Annotated in this window: 11 protein-coding genes; 4 read left to right on the forward strand and 7 right to left on the reverse strand. The window is 73.9% G+C overall.

The window, feature by feature from the left end; genetic code table 11:
• Positions 1 to 20: 20 nt before the first annotated feature.
• The 5 genes from ACIRD3_RS28445 to ACIRD3_RS28465 are packed head-to-tail and all read right to left on the reverse strand — an operon-like array spanning position 21 to position 4556.
• On the reverse strand, positions 21 to 773 hold the full coding sequence (locus ACIRD3_RS28445; protein ID WP_402222275.1) for an amino acid ABC transporter ATP-binding protein: 753 nt from the start codon (positions 771 to 773) through the stop codon (positions 21 to 23).
• A 23-nt stretch (positions 774 to 796) separates the two neighbouring features.
• The gene (locus tag ACIRD3_RS28450; protein ID WP_402222197.1) at positions 797 to 1795 is read right to left on the reverse strand and encodes an amino acid ABC transporter permease; all 999 of its coding nucleotides are present in this window, start codon (positions 1793 to 1795) and stop codon (positions 797 to 799) included.
• A gap of 40 nt (positions 1796 to 1835) precedes the next feature.
• Positions 1836 to 2780, reverse strand: coding sequence for an ABC transporter substrate-binding protein (locus ACIRD3_RS28455; RefSeq protein ID WP_402222200.1), 945 nt, complete (start codon positions 2778 to 2780; stop codon positions 1836 to 1838).
• A 10-nt stretch (positions 2781 to 2790) separates the two neighbouring features.
• A complete protein-coding gene (locus tag ACIRD3_RS28460) occupies positions 2791 to 3402 on the reverse strand; it encodes a GNAT family N-acetyltransferase (protein ID WP_402222202.1) in 612 nt (203 codons plus the stop codon).
• Positions 3399 to 4556 carry an LLM class flavin-dependent oxidoreductase gene (locus ACIRD3_RS28465; RefSeq protein WP_402222205.1) on the reverse strand — a complete coding sequence of 386 codons (1158 nt, stop codon included), beginning with the start codon at positions 4554 to 4556 and terminating at the stop codon, positions 3399 to 3401. Before ACIRD3_RS28465 ends, ACIRD3_RS28460 begins: the two co-directional genes overlap by 4 nt.
• A 584-nt stretch (positions 4557 to 5140) precedes the next feature.
• Here ACIRD3_RS28465 and ACIRD3_RS28470 point away from each other — a divergent pair.
• Positions 5141 to 6094, forward strand: a complete 954-nt coding sequence (locus ACIRD3_RS28470) for an amino acid ABC transporter permease (protein ID WP_402222208.1) — start codon at positions 5141 to 5143, stop codon at positions 6092 to 6094.
• Positions 6091 to 8016: an FAD/NAD(P)-binding protein gene (locus ACIRD3_RS28475; protein ID WP_402222210.1), complete on the forward strand. Its 1926-nt coding sequence runs from the start codon at positions 6091 to 6093 to the stop codon at positions 8014 to 8016. The genes ACIRD3_RS28470 and ACIRD3_RS28475 overlap by 4 nt, the downstream gene beginning before the upstream one ends.
• A 96-nt stretch (positions 8017 to 8112) precedes the next feature.
• Here ACIRD3_RS28475 and ACIRD3_RS28480 read toward each other — a convergent pair whose 3' ends face one another.
• Positions 8113 to 10026, reverse strand: coding sequence for a protein kinase (locus ACIRD3_RS28480; protein WP_402222213.1), 1914 nt, complete (start codon positions 10024 to 10026; stop codon positions 8113 to 8115).
• A 183-nt stretch (positions 10027 to 10209) separates the two neighbouring features.
• Between ACIRD3_RS28480 and ACIRD3_RS28485 the strand changes: the two genes are divergently transcribed.
• On the forward strand, positions 10210 to 12489 hold the full coding sequence (locus tag ACIRD3_RS28485; RefSeq protein ID WP_402222216.1) for an FdhF/YdeP family oxidoreductase: 2280 nt from the start codon (positions 10210 to 10212) through the stop codon (positions 12487 to 12489).
• An 85-nt stretch (positions 12490 to 12574) separates the two neighbouring features.
• Here ACIRD3_RS28485 and ACIRD3_RS28490 read toward each other — a convergent pair whose 3' ends face one another.
• Positions 12575 to 14101, reverse strand: a complete 1527-nt coding sequence (locus ACIRD3_RS28490) for an NlpC/P60 family protein (RefSeq protein ID WP_402222218.1) — start codon at positions 14099 to 14101, stop codon at positions 12575 to 12577.
• Positions 14102 to 14470: 369 nt separating this feature from the next.
• Between ACIRD3_RS28490 and ACIRD3_RS28495 the strand changes: the two genes are divergently transcribed.
• Positions 14471 to 15643 (forward strand): anion permease, encoded by a 1173-nt coding sequence (locus ACIRD3_RS28495; RefSeq protein WP_402222220.1) that lies wholly within the window; start codon positions 14471 to 14473, stop codon positions 15641 to 15643.
• Positions 15644 to 15654: the final 11 nt, after the last annotated feature.

Here is a 15654-nt window from a genome sequence, read left to right on the forward strand (position 1 = left end):
CGTTCTGGGGAAAGGGGGGCTCAGAGGACCTTGGCGAGGAAGGCCCGGGTGCGGTCGTGTCGTGGCCGGTCCAGGACCTCGGCGGGCGGGCCCTGCTCGACCACCACCCCGCCGTCCATGAAGACCACGGTGTCGGCGACCTCGCGGGCGAAGCCGATCTCGTGGGTGACCACGATCATCGTGGTGCCGCTGCGGGCGAGGTCCCTGATGACGTCCAGCACCTCGCCGACCAGCTCCGGGTCGAGCGCCGAGGTCGGCTCGTCGAACAGCAGCACCTTGGGCTCCAGCGCCAGCGCCCGGGCGATCGCCACCCGCTGCTGCTGCCCGCCGGACAGCTGCCGGGGGTAGGCGGCGGCCTTGTCGGCCAGCCCGACCCGTTCCAGCAGCGCCAGCGCCGCCGCCCGCGCCTCGGCCCGGGGCCGGCGCAGCGCGGCGACCGGCGCCTCGACCAGGTTCTCCAGCACGGTGAGGTGCGGGAACAGGTTGAAGTTCTGGAACACGAAGCCGATGCCGGTGCGCTGGCGCAGCACCTCGCGCTCCTTGAGCTCGTACAACGTGTCGCCGGCGCGCCGGTAGCCGATCAGCTCGCCGTCGATCGTGACGTGGCCGCGGGCGGGCTTCTCCAGGTGGTTGATCGCGCGCAGCAGGGTGGACTTGCCGGAGCCGGACGGGCCGAGCACCACGGTGACCGAGCCGGCCGGGACGTCCAGGTCGACGCCGCGCAGCACCTCCAGCCGGCCGAAGTTCTTGTGCAGGCCGCGCACCCGCACCATCGGGGCGGCCTGGGTCAGGGTCGTCACGGGGTTCCTCCGGGGGTGCTGGTGCGGGTCCGCAGGAAGGCCCGGAGGCGCTGCGGCGGGGTGGGCGGCGGGTTGCGGCGCGTGCCGCGGGCGAAGTGGCGCTCGACGTAGTACTGGCCGATCGACAGCACGGTGGTCAGCACCACGTACCAGACGGTGGCGACCATCAGCAGCGGCACCACCCGGCCGGTCCGGCCGTAGATGACCTGGGTCTGGTAGAAGAGCTCGCCGATGGCCATCACGTAGACCACCGAGGTGCCCTTGAGCAGCGAGATCACCTCGTTGGCGGCGGCCGGCAGGATGCCCCGCATGGCCTGCGGCAGCACGATCCGGCGGGCCTGCCGCAGCCGAGGGATGCCGAGCGCGGCGGCGGCCTCCCGCTGGCCGGCGTCCACGGCGATGATGCCGCCGCGGATGATCTCGGCGGCGAACGCGGCCTGGTGCAGCCCGAGGCCGAGCACCGCGGCCCCGAGCGCGCCGAGCAGGCCGACCGTCTCGAAGTCGCCGAAGGTCGGGCCGAAGGGGATGCCGAACCCGAACCGCTTGTACAGGTACGAGAGGTTGAACCAGAACACCAGCTGGACGATCAGCGGGATCGAGCGGAACACCCAGACGTACGCCCAGGCGATGGACCGCAGGACGGCGCTGCGGGACAGCCGCATCGCGGCCACCCCGGCGCCCAGTACGAAGCCCAACGCCGTTCCGTAGGCGGTGAGTTCGATGGTCCGGCCGATCGCCCGGAGGATCGTGTCGGCGGTGAAGTAGGCCCGGAAGGTGGGCCAGTCCCAGCCGGGGTTGGTGGCCAGGCCGTGGGCGAACTGGGCGAGGACGACCAGCGCGGCGATCCCGGCCGCCCAGCGCCAGGGGTGGCGGGCGGGGACGGTGCGCAGGCCCGCCAGTTCGTCGAGGTCGGGCGCGGGCGCGGGTGCGGGCGCGGGTGCGGCCTCGGCGCTCCCGCCGGGTGGGGAGGACGGTGCTTCGGTGCGGACGGTCATCGGGGCTCCTTCGGCGGACCGGGCTGGGACGGGCCCGTGCTCACGGGTGCTCGGGCGGGCTGATCCGCGACTCCTCGATCGCCGAGTCGGCGACCCCCCACTTGCGCAGGATCCGCTGGTACGTCCCGTCCTTGATCAGCTGGTTGACCGCCGCCTGGAAGGCCGGGGTGAGCTTCGAGCCCTTCTTGAAGGCGAAGCCGACGTCGAGGCGGTGGAACTCGCCGAGGAAGCGGGTCCCGGAGGCCTCCTGCGCGGCCTGGTGGCGCAGGCCGTTGATGGTCGACATCTCGATGTCCACCCGGCCCTGCTGGAGGCTGGTCAGCAGCGCGCCGCTCTCGCTGAACGCCCTCACCTCGTAGGGCTTCTTCCCGGCGTCGGTGCAGACGTTCTTGCGGCTGTTGAGGGTGGTCTCGAAGGTGGTGCCGGCACCGGTGCCGACGGTCAGCCCGCAGAGCTGGACCAGGTCGGTGATCGGCTGGATCGCGGTGTTGTCCTTCTTCACCGCGAAGCCCTGGCCGTCGTCGATGTAGGTGACGAAGTCGATGGTCTTCAGCCGGGCCGTGGTGACCCCGAAGTTGCCGGTGCCGACGTCGAACTTGCCGCTGTCCAGGGCGGGGAGGATGGTCTCGAACGCGGCCTCCTGCCGGTTCACGGTCAGGCCGAGCACCTTGGCCACCGCGTCGGTGAAGTCCACGTCGATCCCGGCGGGCTTCTTGCTCACCTGGTCGACGTAGAAGGCGCTGGGCGGCGCGCCGAAGGAGGAGCCGAAGGTCAGCGCGCCGGCCTTGCGGACCTCCTCGGGCAGCAGCGCGGCCGCGGCCTCCGACCTGGCCAGCCCGGCGACGACGTCCTCGGTGGCGGAGGCGGCCGGACCGCCCGTCGCCGCCGCGCCCGCGATCTTCGGGTCCGAACCGCAGGCGGCCAGCGCCAGGAGGGGCAGCAGGGCGGTGGCGGCGAGCAGGCGGCGGACGGTGGTGGTTCTCACGGGGGGCCTTTCAGGGGGTGCGATCGAGGACGGGCGGGGCGAGGGCGGGCCGGGCGAGGACGGGCCGGTGCTCCCCGGAGGCGGGCGGCTGCTCCGCGAAGGCGGGGAGGTGCTCCTCGGAGACGGGCCGGTGCTCCTCCGGGACGGGCAGCTGCTTCTCGAAGGGCAGCGGGCCGATGGTCAGGGGGTCGGCGGTGACGTCGAACAGCGGGGTGTAGCCGGTCGCCAGGTAGAGGCCGCGGGCCTCCGGCTGGCGCGGGCCGGTGGTGAGGTACAGCCGGGTGTAGCCGGCCGCGGCCGCCGTCCGCTCCAGTTCGGCCAGCACCCGGCGGGCCAGGCCGCGACGGCGGTGGGCCGAGTGCGTCCACATCCGCTTGACCTCGGCGGTCCGCTCGTCGTGGCGCAGGTAGGCGCCGCCGGCCACCGGTTCGCCGTCCTCCAGCAGGAGCAGCAGCACCCCGTGCGGCTCGGCGAAGACCTCGCCCGGGTAGCGGGTCATCTCCCGGTGGGCCTCGGGGCCGTAGCGGGTGACGTACTCGTGGGTGAGTTCGCGCAGCAGCGGCTCGGCCAGCGGGTCGTCGACGGCGACCCGGCGGAAGGCGGCCACCGGTGCGGTGCTCACGCCTGCGCCGCGATCAGCTGGTGGCGGTCGCGCTCGGCCCGGGCGGCCCGCTCCGCTTCGGCGCGGGCCGCGTCGCGCTTGGCGACCTCCTCGCGGACGATCGGGATGACGTACCGGCCGAAGTCGATCGCGTCGTCCAGCAGGTGGTAGCCGCGCGCGGAGAGGATGTCGACACCGAGGTCGTAGTAGTCCAGCAGCGCCTGGGCGACCGTCTCCGGGGTGCCGACCAGCGCGTTGGAGTTGCCCGCCCCGCCGGTGGCCGCCGCGGTCGGGGTCCACAGCGCGCGGTCGTAGCGCTCCCCGGCCTCGGCGATCTCGATCAGCCGCCGGGAGCCGGTGTTCTCCGGCACCGCGTCCACGCTCCCCGCGCCCTCCGGCCGGTCGGCGGCGCGGCGGGCCCGGATCGCGGCGACCGTCCGGTGCGCCTTCTCCCAGGCCAGTTCCTCGGTGGGCGCGATGATCGGCCGGAACGCCACCTGGATCCGCGGCGGGTCGGTCCGTCCGGCGGCCCGGGCCGCCTCCTTCACCCGCTCGATCTGCTCGGCGGTCCGGGCCAGCGGCTCGCCCCAGAGGCAGTAGATGTCCGCCTCGGCGCCGCCGGCCGCGTAGGCCGCGTCCGAGGAGCCGCCGAAGGAGACCGCCGGGCGCGGCTGCTGGACGGGGAAGACGTCCGAGACGAAGTCGTTGAAGCGGTAGTACGGGCCCTCGTGGTCGAAGGGCTCCCGGCTGGTCCAGGCCTTCTTGACGATGCCGATGTACTCGCGGGTGCGCTCGTAGCGCTGGTCCTTGGTGAGGAAGTCGCCCTCGCGCTGCTGTTCGTGGTCGTTGCCGCCGGTGATGAAGTGCACGGTCAGCCGGCCGTCGCTGATCCGGTCCAGGGTGGCGAAGGTCTTGGCGGCGAAGGTCGGGTAGGAGACGTTCGGCCGGTGCGCCAGCAGGATCTGCAGCCGGTCCAGGTGCGAGGCGAGGAAGGCCGCCGCGGCCGCCGGTTCCGGGGCGCCGGCTCCGTACGCGAAGAGCACCCGGTCCCAGCCGTGGTCCTCGTGGGCGCGGGCCAGCCGCAGGGTGTAGTCGCGGTCGAAGGAGGCGGTGGTGCGCGCAGTGGTCTCCGAACCGTCGCCGGTGGCGGCGATGCCGAGGAATTCGACGGGCATGGGGGAACCTTTCGGATGGGCGAGGGGCCCGGTGGGCGACGGGTGGGCACACCGGAGGCGGCCGCGGCGGGGCGGCCGTCGGGCACGGGGACGGCAAGCGGGTGACGGGCGGAACTGCTGGAGCACAGCGTGGAGTCGGCGACGACAGCGGCGATGTGGCGCGTCGTCGGCACACGTGGGATTCCGGCCCGCGACGGGGCAAACCGAGGGAGGCTCCCCCGCGGGAGATCAGGCCGGACGGGCGGCCCGCTGCCGGTTCAGCCGCGACATGCCGCGGACCACACCCGACCGAAGTCGATGTGGTCGCGGGTGACCAGGGGCTGCTCGGCGTACATGGCCCCAGTTGAGCAGTCGGCCGAGCGGTACGTCAACCATCCATCATTGCCGCACTGTTGCGATCTCCTGTCGCCTCGCCGACGGCCCCGGGCACCCCTCGGCCACCCTTGACAGCCCTTGATCTCCCATGCCTACGATCGGCGCGGAGTGCAGTGCAATGCGCCGGCCGTGTTGAGGGACGCGGGCCGCGCGTACGTGGCCACGGCCCGTACCCCTCCCCGCCCGCACTCCCGCCAGGAGCCTCCGCCATGGCCACCCCGCAGGACGTCCTGCCCGCCCCCTCCTCCCTCGACCGGGCCACCCCGGCGTCCGCCGCCGAGCCCCGGATCGTCCCCCGCCGCAAGCCCGGCCAGTGGGTCTCCGCCGCCGTCGCCCTGCTGCTGGCGGCGATGGCGGTCACCTCGGTGATCCGCAACGACGCCTTCCGGTGGGGCGTGGTCGCGGACTGGTTCACCGCCCGGTCCGTGCTCGACGGCCTCGGCCTGACGCTCTGGCTGACCGCCCTCACCCTCGCCCTCGGCTTCGTGTTCGGCACCGTCCTGGCCACCATGCGGCTCTCGGCCAACCCGGTGCTGCGCACGCTCGCCTGGGTGTACATCTGGATCTTCCGCTCCACCCCGCCCCTGGTCCAGCTGCTGTTCTTCTTCAACATCGGCGCGCTCTACCCGACGCTCGGCCTCGGCATCCCGTTCGGCCCCGAGTTCATCACCGTCCGGACGGTCGACCTGATCGGCCCGACCCTGACCGCCGTCATCGGGCTCACCCTGCTGGAGACCGCCTACGCCGCCGAGGTGATCCGCGGCGGCATCCTCTCCGTGGACCGCGGCCAGCTGGAGGCGGCGGCCGCGCTCGGGCTCGGCCGGTGGCGGGTGCTGCGCCGGATCGTGGTGCCGCAGGCGATGCGGGCGATCGTGCCGACCGCCGGGAACATGCTGATCGGCGCGCTCAAGGGCACCAGCATCGTCAGCGTGCTGGCCGTCTCCGACCTGCTCTACTCGGTGCAGCTGGTCTACCTGCAGTCGTACCAGGTCATCCCGATGCTGATGGTCGCCACCATCTGGTACCTGGTGATCACCACCCTGCTGTCCATCGGCCAGTACTACGTGGAGCGGCACTTCGCCAAGGGCGCCACCCGGGACGGCCTGCCGCCGACGCCGCTGCAGCGGGCCCGTGCGGCCGTCGTGAAGGTGGTGCGGGCATGAGCACGCTGGTGATCGTCGGCGCCGGCCCGCGCGGCACCGGCGTGCTGGAGCGGATCGCCGCCAACGCCGCCGAACTGCTGCCCGCCGACCGGCCGTTGGCGATCCACCTGGTCGACCCGTACCCGCCCGGCGCGGGCCGGGTCTGGCGCCACGACCAGTCCCCGCTGCTGCGGATGAACTCGATGGCCGAGGACGTCACCATGTTCACCGACGAGCGCTCCACCCTCGAAGGGCCGGTCCGCCCGGGCCCCTCGCTCGCCGAATGGGCCGTCCGGCAAAGGGAGTTCGCGCCCTACCGGCCGGTCGCCGACCCGGCCGTCCGGGCCGAGCTGGACGCCCTCGCCCCCACCGACTTCCCCACCCGCCGGGCCCAGAGCGCCTACCTGGACTGGGTGTTCCGACGCGCCGTCGCCGATCTGCCGCCGCACATCGGCGTCACCGTCCACCGGGACACCGTCCGGCGGATCGACGGTCCGGCCGACGGCCCGCAGACCGTCCACCTCGGCGACCGGACGCTCACCGCCGACCACGTCGTCCTCACCCTCGGCCACCTCGACTCGGCCCCGCACCCGCGCCACGACGCCGACGCCGAGTTCGCCGCCCGGCACGGCCGCTTCCACCTCCCGCCCGCCTACTCCGCCGACGTGGCGGCCGAGTTGGCCGCGATCGCGCCCGGCGAACAGGTGGTGCTGCGCGGCCTCGGCCTGGCCTCCGTCGACCTGGTCGCCCTGCTCACCGAGGGCCGCGGCGGCCGCTTCGAGCCCACCGGCCGAGGCGACGCGCTGCGCTACCGCCCGTCCGGCCGCGAACCGGTGCTCCACCTGGGCTCCCGACGCGGCGTGCCGTACCACTCCAAGACCGGCTACCGCCTCCAGGGCCCGCCCGCCCCGCTCCCCCGGTACTTCGACGCGGCCGCCGTCGACGCCGTGCTCGCCACCGGGGGGCGGCTCAGCCTGCGGCGCGACTTCTGGCCGGCGATGGCCAAGGAGATCGCCTTCGGGCACTACCACGAGCTGTTCCACGCCCACCCCGAACGCACCGCCCTGCCCTGGCCGGAGTTCCTGGCCCGGTACGACCGGCACGGCTGGTACACCCCCGAACTCACCGCCCTGATCGCCGAGGCCGTCCCCGACCCGGACGACCGGATCGACTTCGAGCGGCTCGACCACCCGCTGGCCGGCCTCGAACTCGACACCGCCGAGGAGCTCCAGGCCCACCTGCGCGGGTACGTCACCGCCGACGCCGACCGTCGTGCCGACCCCGCGCACAGCGCCGACCTCGGCGCCTTCCTCGCCCTGCTCTCACTGTTCGGCCAGCTCGGCCGGGTGCTCACCAGCGGCCGGCTCACCGCCCGCTCGGTCGCCGAGGAGGTGGACGAGTGGTTCTTCGGCTACTTCAGCTTCCTCGCCTCCGGACCGCCCGGCTTCCGGCTGCGCCAGCTGCTCGCGCTCTCCGAGGCCGGGGTGGTGCGCTTCCTCGGCGCGGGCCTCCGGGTCGAACAGGACGAGGCGGGGGGCACCTGGCTCGCCTCCGGCACCACCGTGCCCGGCCACACCGTACGGGCGACGGCGCTCATCGAGGCCTACCTGCCCAAGCACGCGCTGGCCCGCACCCTCGACCCCGTCCTGCGCGAACTGCACCGCGCGGGGCGGATCGTGGAGGAGGTGGTCAGCGACCCGGAGCACACCCACCGCTCCGGCCTGGTCACCATCGCCCCCGCCGACGGCCGGCTGCTCGACCCGGCCCTGGGCGGCGCCCCGCACCCGCGCCGCACCGCGCTCGGCCCGCACACCAGCCTGCGGTCGGCCGCCGCCTTCGCCCGCCCGCGCACCGACGCCCCGTCGTTCCGGCAGAACGACGCGGCCGCCCGGGCACTGCTGCGGGCGCTGGCCGCGCTGCCGGCGACGGCACTGGCCGCATGAGGCGCGGCGGCGTGGGCGACGTCCGCACGGCCCCGGCCCGGAACCCGGCCGGGAACCCGGCCCGGAACTCGGCCGGGGCACCGGCTCGGGAAGGCCTCAGGGACCGAAGATCTCCTCCACCAGGTCCTCGTCCGAGACGTGGTCCGGAGCCTCGAACACCACGTCCGCGACGCCCTTCAGGCCGATCCCGCGGTCCAGCGCGCCCATGCAGGCCCGGGCCTCCTCGTCGGTGGCGAAGTCCCACACCCGCAGCCGCCGCACCAGCACCAGCGCCTCCATCCGGCCCATCCTGGGCGCCCGTCGGCGCTGCCCCGACCCCTTGCGGCCGGACTGGGCGAGCCGCTGCTGGTAGCCGACCAGGTCCTGCCAGGCCTGCACGGTGCTCGGGTGGTGCTCGCCCAGCACCCGGGCGAGGTCCGGCAGCAGCGCGTGCAGCTGGATCACGGCGCCCTGCAGGTCGTCCCGGTTGGCGTGGTGCACCGCGAGGTCGTGCCGGGCCTTCAGCAGACGGGTGTCCTGCGGGCCCCAGGCGGCGTGCAGGTCGGGGAGCAGCTCGTTCAGCAGCCGGATCGCGGTGACCACCGCGCCGCTCTCGCCGATGCACCACACCAGGTGGTAGCGGGCGCCGAGGGTGTCCGGGTCGAGCGGGCCGAGCGCCGAGCGCATGTCGTCCACGACGCTCGTCAGCAGCCGGATCGCGCCGTCCAGGTCCCCGGCCCGGCTGAGGTACCAGGTGAAGTCGCGCCAGGTGCACAGGGTGTCCCGGTCCCTCGCGCCGAGCGCGGCCACGCACTCCTGGGCGAGGGCCTGCAGCTGGATCGCGGACTCCCCGGCCGTCGCCGCCCGGTACGCGGCCGACCGCCGCTCCCGCAGCGCGGCCCGTACCTCGTCGGCCGGCGCCGCGGCCACCACCGGCGGCGTGGCGAGCACGGGCGGCGTGGTCAGCGGCGAGAGCACCGAGGGTGCCGGGCCCGGCGCGGCGGGCGGCACGGCCGGAGGTGCGGCAGGCGGCGCGACGGGAGAGACGCCGGGCGGAGCGGCAGGAGGCACGACGGGCGGAGCGCTCGGCACGGGCGGCACCACCGGCCCGGGAGCCACCGGCCCGGCAGCCACCGCCACCGGCGCCGCCCGGTCCACCACCGTCGGTACCGCCGCGACCGCACCCGCCCCGCCGGTCGGCGCCTCGGCCAGCTCCGCCAGCCGCCGCTCGACCGTCCGGGCGTCGGCGGGCCGGTCCGCCGGGTCCTTGGCCAGCAGCTCCGCGACCAGCCCGGCCACCCGCGGCGGCAGTCCGAACTGCGCCGGGTCCAGCGCCGGGGGCGGCTCGTTGAGGTGCTGGTACATCAGTACCGGCGTCGAGTCCCCGCCGAACGGCCGTGCGCCGGTGAAGAGTTCGACGAGCACGCAGCCGAGCGCGTACAGGTCGGCCCGGCCGTCCACCCGGCCGCCGGTCCACCGCTCGGGCGCCATGTACGCCGGGCTGCCGACGATCGTCCCGGTGGTCGTCAGCCCGCCCGCGCCGGTGTCCAGCTGGGCGATGCCGAAGTCCAGCACCTTGAGGTGCCCGGCGTCGGTGATCATCACGTTGTCCGGCTTGATGTCCCGGTGCACCATGCCCGCGTCGTGCGCGGCCGCCAGCGCGTCGCTGATCTGCCGCCCCCAGCGCAGGCCGAGCGCCGGCCCCGGCAGCCCCTCGCGCAGCACCTCGGTCAGGGTGCGGCCGGTGAGCAGCTCCATCACCAGGAAGGTGACGTCCTCGCCGCCGACCTCGCACTGGCCGAGGTCGTGCACGGTCACGATGTGCGGGTGCGAGAGGTTGCCGGCCGCGCAGGCCTCCCGGACGAACCGCAGGGCCGCCTTCGCCTGGTCACCGCCGTGGTGCCCGATGACCTTGACCGCCACCGGCCGCCGCATCCGGGCGTCCTGGGCCCGCCACACCACCCCGAAGCCGCCCTGCCCGAGCTTCTCCACCAGCTCGTACCGGCCGTCCAGGACGTCACCGACTCGCACGCGCCCCTCCACCCGTCCGTCCGGACGGACCCATCCGCCACGACGGACAGGACTCTACCGACGCCGTCCACCGCCCCTCCCCCCGCCCAGGGGCAGGTGGAAGGATGGAGGCCGAGCCCCGCGACGGCGCGGCGGCCCCGGCGATACGTACGGCCGGATCCAGCAGAACCGAGGAGAGCGGTCATGGCCAAGCAGGCCCCGCAGAGCGACCCGGTGCAGGACGCCCCCGAGGTGTCCGCGCCCCAGCACGCGGCCGCCGGGCTGCCCGCCGTCGGCCACAGCCTGCGGATGGCCGCCGAGCAGATGGGCGCCCGCCGCACCCTCGCCACCCTGCTCAAGGTCAACCAGCCCGACGGCTTCGACTGCCCGGGCTGCGCGTGGCCGGAGCCGGACAAGACGCACACCGCCGAGTTCTGCGAGAACGGCGCCAAGGCCGTCGCCGAGGAGGCCACCGAGCGCCGGATCCGCGCCGCGTTCTTCGCCGCGCACCCGGTCGCCGAGCTGGCCGAGCGCTCCGGCTACTGGCTGGGCCAGCAGGGCCGGTTGACCGAGCCGATGCTGCTCGACGAGGGCGCCACCCACTACCGGCCGGTCTCCTGGGACGACGCCTTCGCGCTGATCGCCGAGGAGCTGCGCGCCCTGGACACCCCGGACGCCGCCGCCTTCTACACCTCGGGCCGTACCAGCAACGAGGCCGCCTTCGCGTACCAGCTGTTCGCCCGCCGGCTCGGCACCAACAACCTGCCGGACTGCTCCAACATGTGCCACGAGTCCTCGGGCTCGGCGCTCACCGAGACGCTCGGCGTCGGCAAGGGCAGCGTCAGCCTCAAGGACCTGTACCAGGCCGACCTGATCATCGTGGCCGGCCAGAACCCGGGCACCAACCACCCCCGGATGCTCTCCGCGCTGGAGCGCGCCAAGCGGGCCGGCGCCACGATCGTCAGCGTCAACCCGCTGCCGGAGGCCGGGCTGGAGCGGTTCAAGAACCCGCAGAACGCCCGGGGCCTGGTCGGCCACGGCACCAAGCTGACCGACCTCTTCCTGCAGATCCGTCTCGGCGGCGACCTCGCGCTGTTCCGCGCGCTGAACCGGATCGTCCTGGAGCAGGACGGCGTCGACCGCGCCTTCGTCGCCGAACACTGCCACGGCTTCGAGGAGTTCGAGGCCCAGGCGCTCACGACCGACCGCGACGAGGTGCTCGCCGCGACCGGCCTGCCCTGGGAGCAGGTCGAGGAGCTCGGCCGCATGGTGCTGGCCTCGAAGAAGATCATCGTCTGCTGGGCGATGGGCCTCACCCAGCACAAGCACGCCGTCCCCACCATCCGCGAGGTGGTCAACTTCCTGCTGCTGCGCGGCAACGTAGGGCGTCCCGGCGCCGGCGTCTGCCCGGTGCGCGGGCACAGCAACGTCCAGGGCGACCGGACGATGGGCATCTTCGAGCGACCCGCCAAGGCCTTCCTCGACGCGCTGGAGAACGAGTTCGGCTTCGAGCCGCCGCGCGAGCACGGCCTCGACTCGGTGGACACCATCCGCGCGATGCGCGACGGCAAGGTCAAGGTCTTCTTCGCGATGGGCGGGAACTTCGTCGCGGCCACCCCGGACACCGAGGTCACCGAGGCCGCGATGCGCCGCTGCCGGCTGACCGTCCACGTCTCCACCAAGCTCAACCGCTCGCACGTGGTCACCGGCGCCCGCGCCCTGATCCTGCCCACTCTGGGCCGCACCGACCGGGACGTCACCGCGGTCGGCGCCCAGTTCGTCAGCGTCGAGGACTCGATGGGCCAGGTGCACGCCTCCCGCGGCGGCCTGCGCCCGCCCGCACCCGGTCTGCTCTCCGAGACCGCGATCGTCTGCCGCCTCGCCCGTACCGTCCTCGGCCCGCGGGACACCGTGCCGTGGGAGTCCTTCGCCGAGGACTACGACACGCTGCGCGAGCGGATCGCCCGGGTCGTGCCGGGCTTCACCGACTACAACGAGAAGGTCCGCCGCCCGGGCGGCTTCACCCTGCCGCACGGCCCCCGTGACTCCCGCACCTTCCCCACCGCGACCGGCAAGGCCAACTTCACCGTCAACCCGCTGACCGCCCCCGAGGTCCCGCCGGGCCGTCTGCTGCTGCAGACCCTGCGCTCCCACGACCAGTACAACACCACGATCTACGGCCTGGACGACCGCTACCGCGGCATCAAGGGCGGCCGCCGCGTGGTGCTGGTCAACCCGGCCGACGCCGACGAACTGGGCCTCACCGACGGGCAGTACGTCGACCTGGTCGGCGAGTGGAAGGACGGCGTCGAACGCCGCGCCCCGCACTTCCGGGTCGTCCACTACCCCGTGGCCCGCGGCGGTGCGGCGGCGTACTACCCGGAGACCAACGTGCTGGTCCCGCTCGACTCCACCGCGGACATCAGCAACACCCCGACCTCGAAGGCCGTCGTCATCCGCTTCGAGCCCGACAGCGGCGAGTAGGCCCCCGGGCGAGCCGCCCCCGGCGAACGCGAAGGCCGCCCCGCGTCCTCGGACGCGGGGCGGCCTTCGCGCACGAGCGGCGGCGTCAGCGCGTGGGCGTGCCCAGCGGCCGGGTCGCGGTGGGGCTGCCCGGGGTCGTGGTGGTGGCCGAGGCGGAGGCCGAGCCGGTCCCGCTCGGAGTGCCGGCCGGGGTGCCCGTGCCGGTCGGGGCGGGCGTGCCCGGGGTGCCGGTCGGCAGCGGCACGGTCGGGGTGCCGGTCGGGGTCTGCGTCGGGGCGGGCGTACCGGTGCCCGTCGGCGTCCCCGGGCCGGTCGGGGTCCCGGTTCCGCCGGGGGTCGTCGGCGTGGTGGGTGTGGTCGGGGTGCCGGTGGGCTGACCGGGGTCCACCGGCGGCGTGACCGGTCCGCCGGCCGGCGGCGGGGTCGGCGCGGGCTTGGTCGGGCTGGGCGCGATCGGCGTCACCGAGTCCCAGCCGGGCGGCAGGTCGGGCACCTTCCAGGTGCCGCCCGCGTCGTCCGCCGCACCGGACGGGTCCGGGCGGACGGCGCCGAGGATCGGCATCGAGCCGATCGGCGACACCTTGATGAACGCCCCCGGCCGGGGCGCCTGGACGATCAGCCCGCCGCCGATGTACATCCCGACGTGCGAGGCGTCCTGGAAGTAGACCACCAGGTCGCCGGGCCGCAGCTGGTTCAGCGCCACGTGCGGCAGCTCCGCCCACTGCTCCTGGCTGGTGCGCGGGATCGGCTTGCCGGCGTGCAGCCAGGCCTGCGAGGTGAGGCCCGAGCAGTCGTAGGCGTCCGGGCCGGTGCCGCCCCACAGGTAGGGCTTGCCCACCTGTGCCAGCGCGAAGGCCACGGCCCCGCGTCCCTGCAGCGAGGGGGTGCGCTCCCCCTTGCCGAGCGCCCCGGAGGCGAGGAACGCGAGCTGGGCCTCGTCGGCCTTCGCCTTCTCCAGCTGCTCCAGTTCGGTGCGCTGGGCGCCCGTCAGCGAGGAGACCACCTGCTCGACCGCGGCGAGGTCGGCCGCCACCTTGGTCTTGGCCGCGTCCTGCTGGGCGACCAGGGCCTGGGAGGCCTTCAGCGCCTCCTCGGTCTGCTTCTTCAGTCCGTCGAGCGCGTCCCGGTCGCTCTTCAGCCGGTCCAGGAACTCCGACTGGGAGCGGCTGGCCGCGGCGAGCAGCTCGGCGATGGTGACCGCCTCGTACGGGTCCTTGGAGAGCAGCAGTTCGGCGTACGCGGAGGCGGCGCCGTTGCGGTACTGCGCGGCGGCGAGCTGCGCGGCGATGTCGGTGCCGGCGTCGACCTGCTTCTGCTGGCGCTCGACCTGGCCCTGCAGGTCGGTGAGCGCGGCCTGCTGCTCGGCGACCTTGGCGACGGTGCCGTTGTACTGCTCGGTGGCGGCCTCGGCGTTCTGGTACAGCGCGTGGAGCCGGTCGAGCAGCGGGCCGAGGGTGGCCTTGGCGGCGGCCAGCGGGTCCGCGCCGGCGACGACGGTGCCGGCGCCCGGGTCGGGTGCGGCCCAGGCGGCACCGGCGGCGGCCGGCAGCGCGAGCGCGGCGGCCGCGAGGACGGCTCCGCAGCGCAGGGCCGCCCGCACCCAGGGGCGCACGCCTGACGTCTCCGTTCGCTGTGCAGCCCCGCCCATGGATTGGTCCTCCCCGCCCGCGCCCTGTCCCGGTCTCCCGGATCCCGCAGATCCTCCCACGGGTTACTCGCCGGAAACAGAGCGCATGCGGACCGGGAGGTTAATTCTCCATTCGAAGTGTGAGACAGCTCTCAGCAAAGCAGGTCGAACTAGGGCGTTCTTCGCCAATGCCCAGCTCAGGCCGACCAAGGTCATCTGAAGGAAACGTTACAGCTACCCTTAGTCAACCATCGGAACCACGATTCCCGGCCCAGTTCACCTTCCGTTTACCAAGCCGACCTACGGTCGCGACGTCACCAACGTCCGTGCGACAACTACGACGATTGTTTGGGTATGGAACACATCTCGTTCCTGGTAGCCGTTGTGATCATCACGGCGCTCGCCTTCGACTTCACCAACGGGTTCCACGACACCGCCAACGCGGCCGCCACCGCGATCGCGACCGGGGCCCTTCGTCCGAAGGTCGCGGTCACCATCGCGGCCGTGCTCAACTTCGCGGGCGCGTTCCTGTCCGTGAAGGTCGCCACCACCATCTCCGGCGGCATCGTCAACGAGAAGGCCGGGGTCCATCCCGAGATCATCTTCGCCGCACTGGCCGGAGCGATCCTCTGGAACCTGCTGACCTGGCTGCGCGGCCTGCCGTCCAGCTCCTCGCACGCGCTGTACGGCGGCCTGATCGGCGCCACGATCGTCGGTGTCGGCATGAACGGCGTCAACTTCGACACCGTGGTCACCAAGATCATCATCCCGGCGGTCGCCTCGCCGTTCGTCGCCGGCCTCGCCTCCTGGGGCGCCACCAAGCTGGCCTACGCGATCACCCGCAAGGGCGACGCCGCCGTCACCGAGAAGGGCTTCAAGACCGGCCAGATCTTCTCGTCCTCGCTGATCTCGCTGGCGCACGGCACCAACGACGCCCAGAAGACCATGGGCATCATCACCCTGACCCTGGTCTCGGTCGGCGCCCTGCCGCACGGCGCGCTGCCCCCCACCTGGGTGATCGTCTCCGCGGGTGCCGCGATCGCGCTGGGCACCTACATGGGCGGCTGGCGGATCATCCGCTCGATGGGCAAGGGCCTGGCCGACATCCGTCCGCCGCAGGGCTTCGCCTCCGAGTCGGCCGCCGCGACCGTCATCCTGACCTCCTCGCACATGGGCTTCGGCCTCTCCACCACCCAGGTCTGCTCGGGCGGCATCATGGGCGCCGGCCTCGGCGGCCCGAAGGGCGAGCTGCGCTGGAGCCTGGTCCGCCGCATGGTCTACACCTGGGGCCTGACCCTGCCGGCCGCCGCGCTGGTGTCCGGCGGCGCGGCCCTGCTGGCCGAGCAGGGCACCTGGGGCGTCGTCCTGGTCGGTGCCGTGCTGGTGGCCGGTTCGGGCGCGATGTGGCTGATCTCCCGCCGCCAGCCGGTGGGCGCGGACAACGTCAACGACGTCACCCCGGTCGAGGTGGCGCCGACCGTCACCGCGAACGTCCCCACCCCCGCCTCGACCACGGTCGCGGCCTGAGCGCCGCCGGC

Source organism: Kitasatospora sp. NPDC093550 (assembly GCF_044764985.1).
Taxonomy (GTDB): domain Bacteria; phylum Actinomycetota; class Actinomycetes; order Streptomycetales; family Streptomycetaceae; genus Kitasatospora.

Excerpts from the sequence above, each read along its gene's own strand:
- ACIRD3_RS28495 (WP_402222220.1), top strand. The coding sequence starts at position 14,471 with ATGGAACACATCTCGTTCCTGGTAGCCGTTGTGATCATCACGGCGCTC.
- ACIRD3_RS28465 (WP_402222205.1), bottom strand. The coding sequence starts at position 4,556 with ATGCCCGTCGAATTCCTCGGCATCGCCGCCACCGGCGACGGTTCGGAG.
- ACIRD3_RS28485 (WP_402222216.1), top strand. The coding sequence starts at position 10,210 with ATGGCCAAGCAGGCCCCGCAGAGCGACCCGGTGCAGGACGCCCCCGAG.
- ACIRD3_RS28475 (WP_402222210.1), top strand. The coding sequence starts at position 6,091 with ATGAGCACGCTGGTGATCGTCGGCGCCGGCCCGCGCGGCACCGGCGTG.
- ACIRD3_RS28450 (WP_402222197.1), bottom strand. The coding sequence starts at position 1,795 with ATGACCGTCCGCACCGAAGCACCGTCCTCCCCACCCGGCGGGAGCGCC.
- ACIRD3_RS28470 (WP_402222208.1), top strand. The coding sequence starts at position 5,141 with ATGGCCACCCCGCAGGACGTCCTGCCCGCCCCCTCCTCCCTCGACCGG.
- ACIRD3_RS28445 (WP_402222275.1), bottom strand. The coding sequence starts at position 773 with ATGGTGCGGGTGCGCGGCCTGCACAAGAACTTCGGCCGGCTGGAGGTG.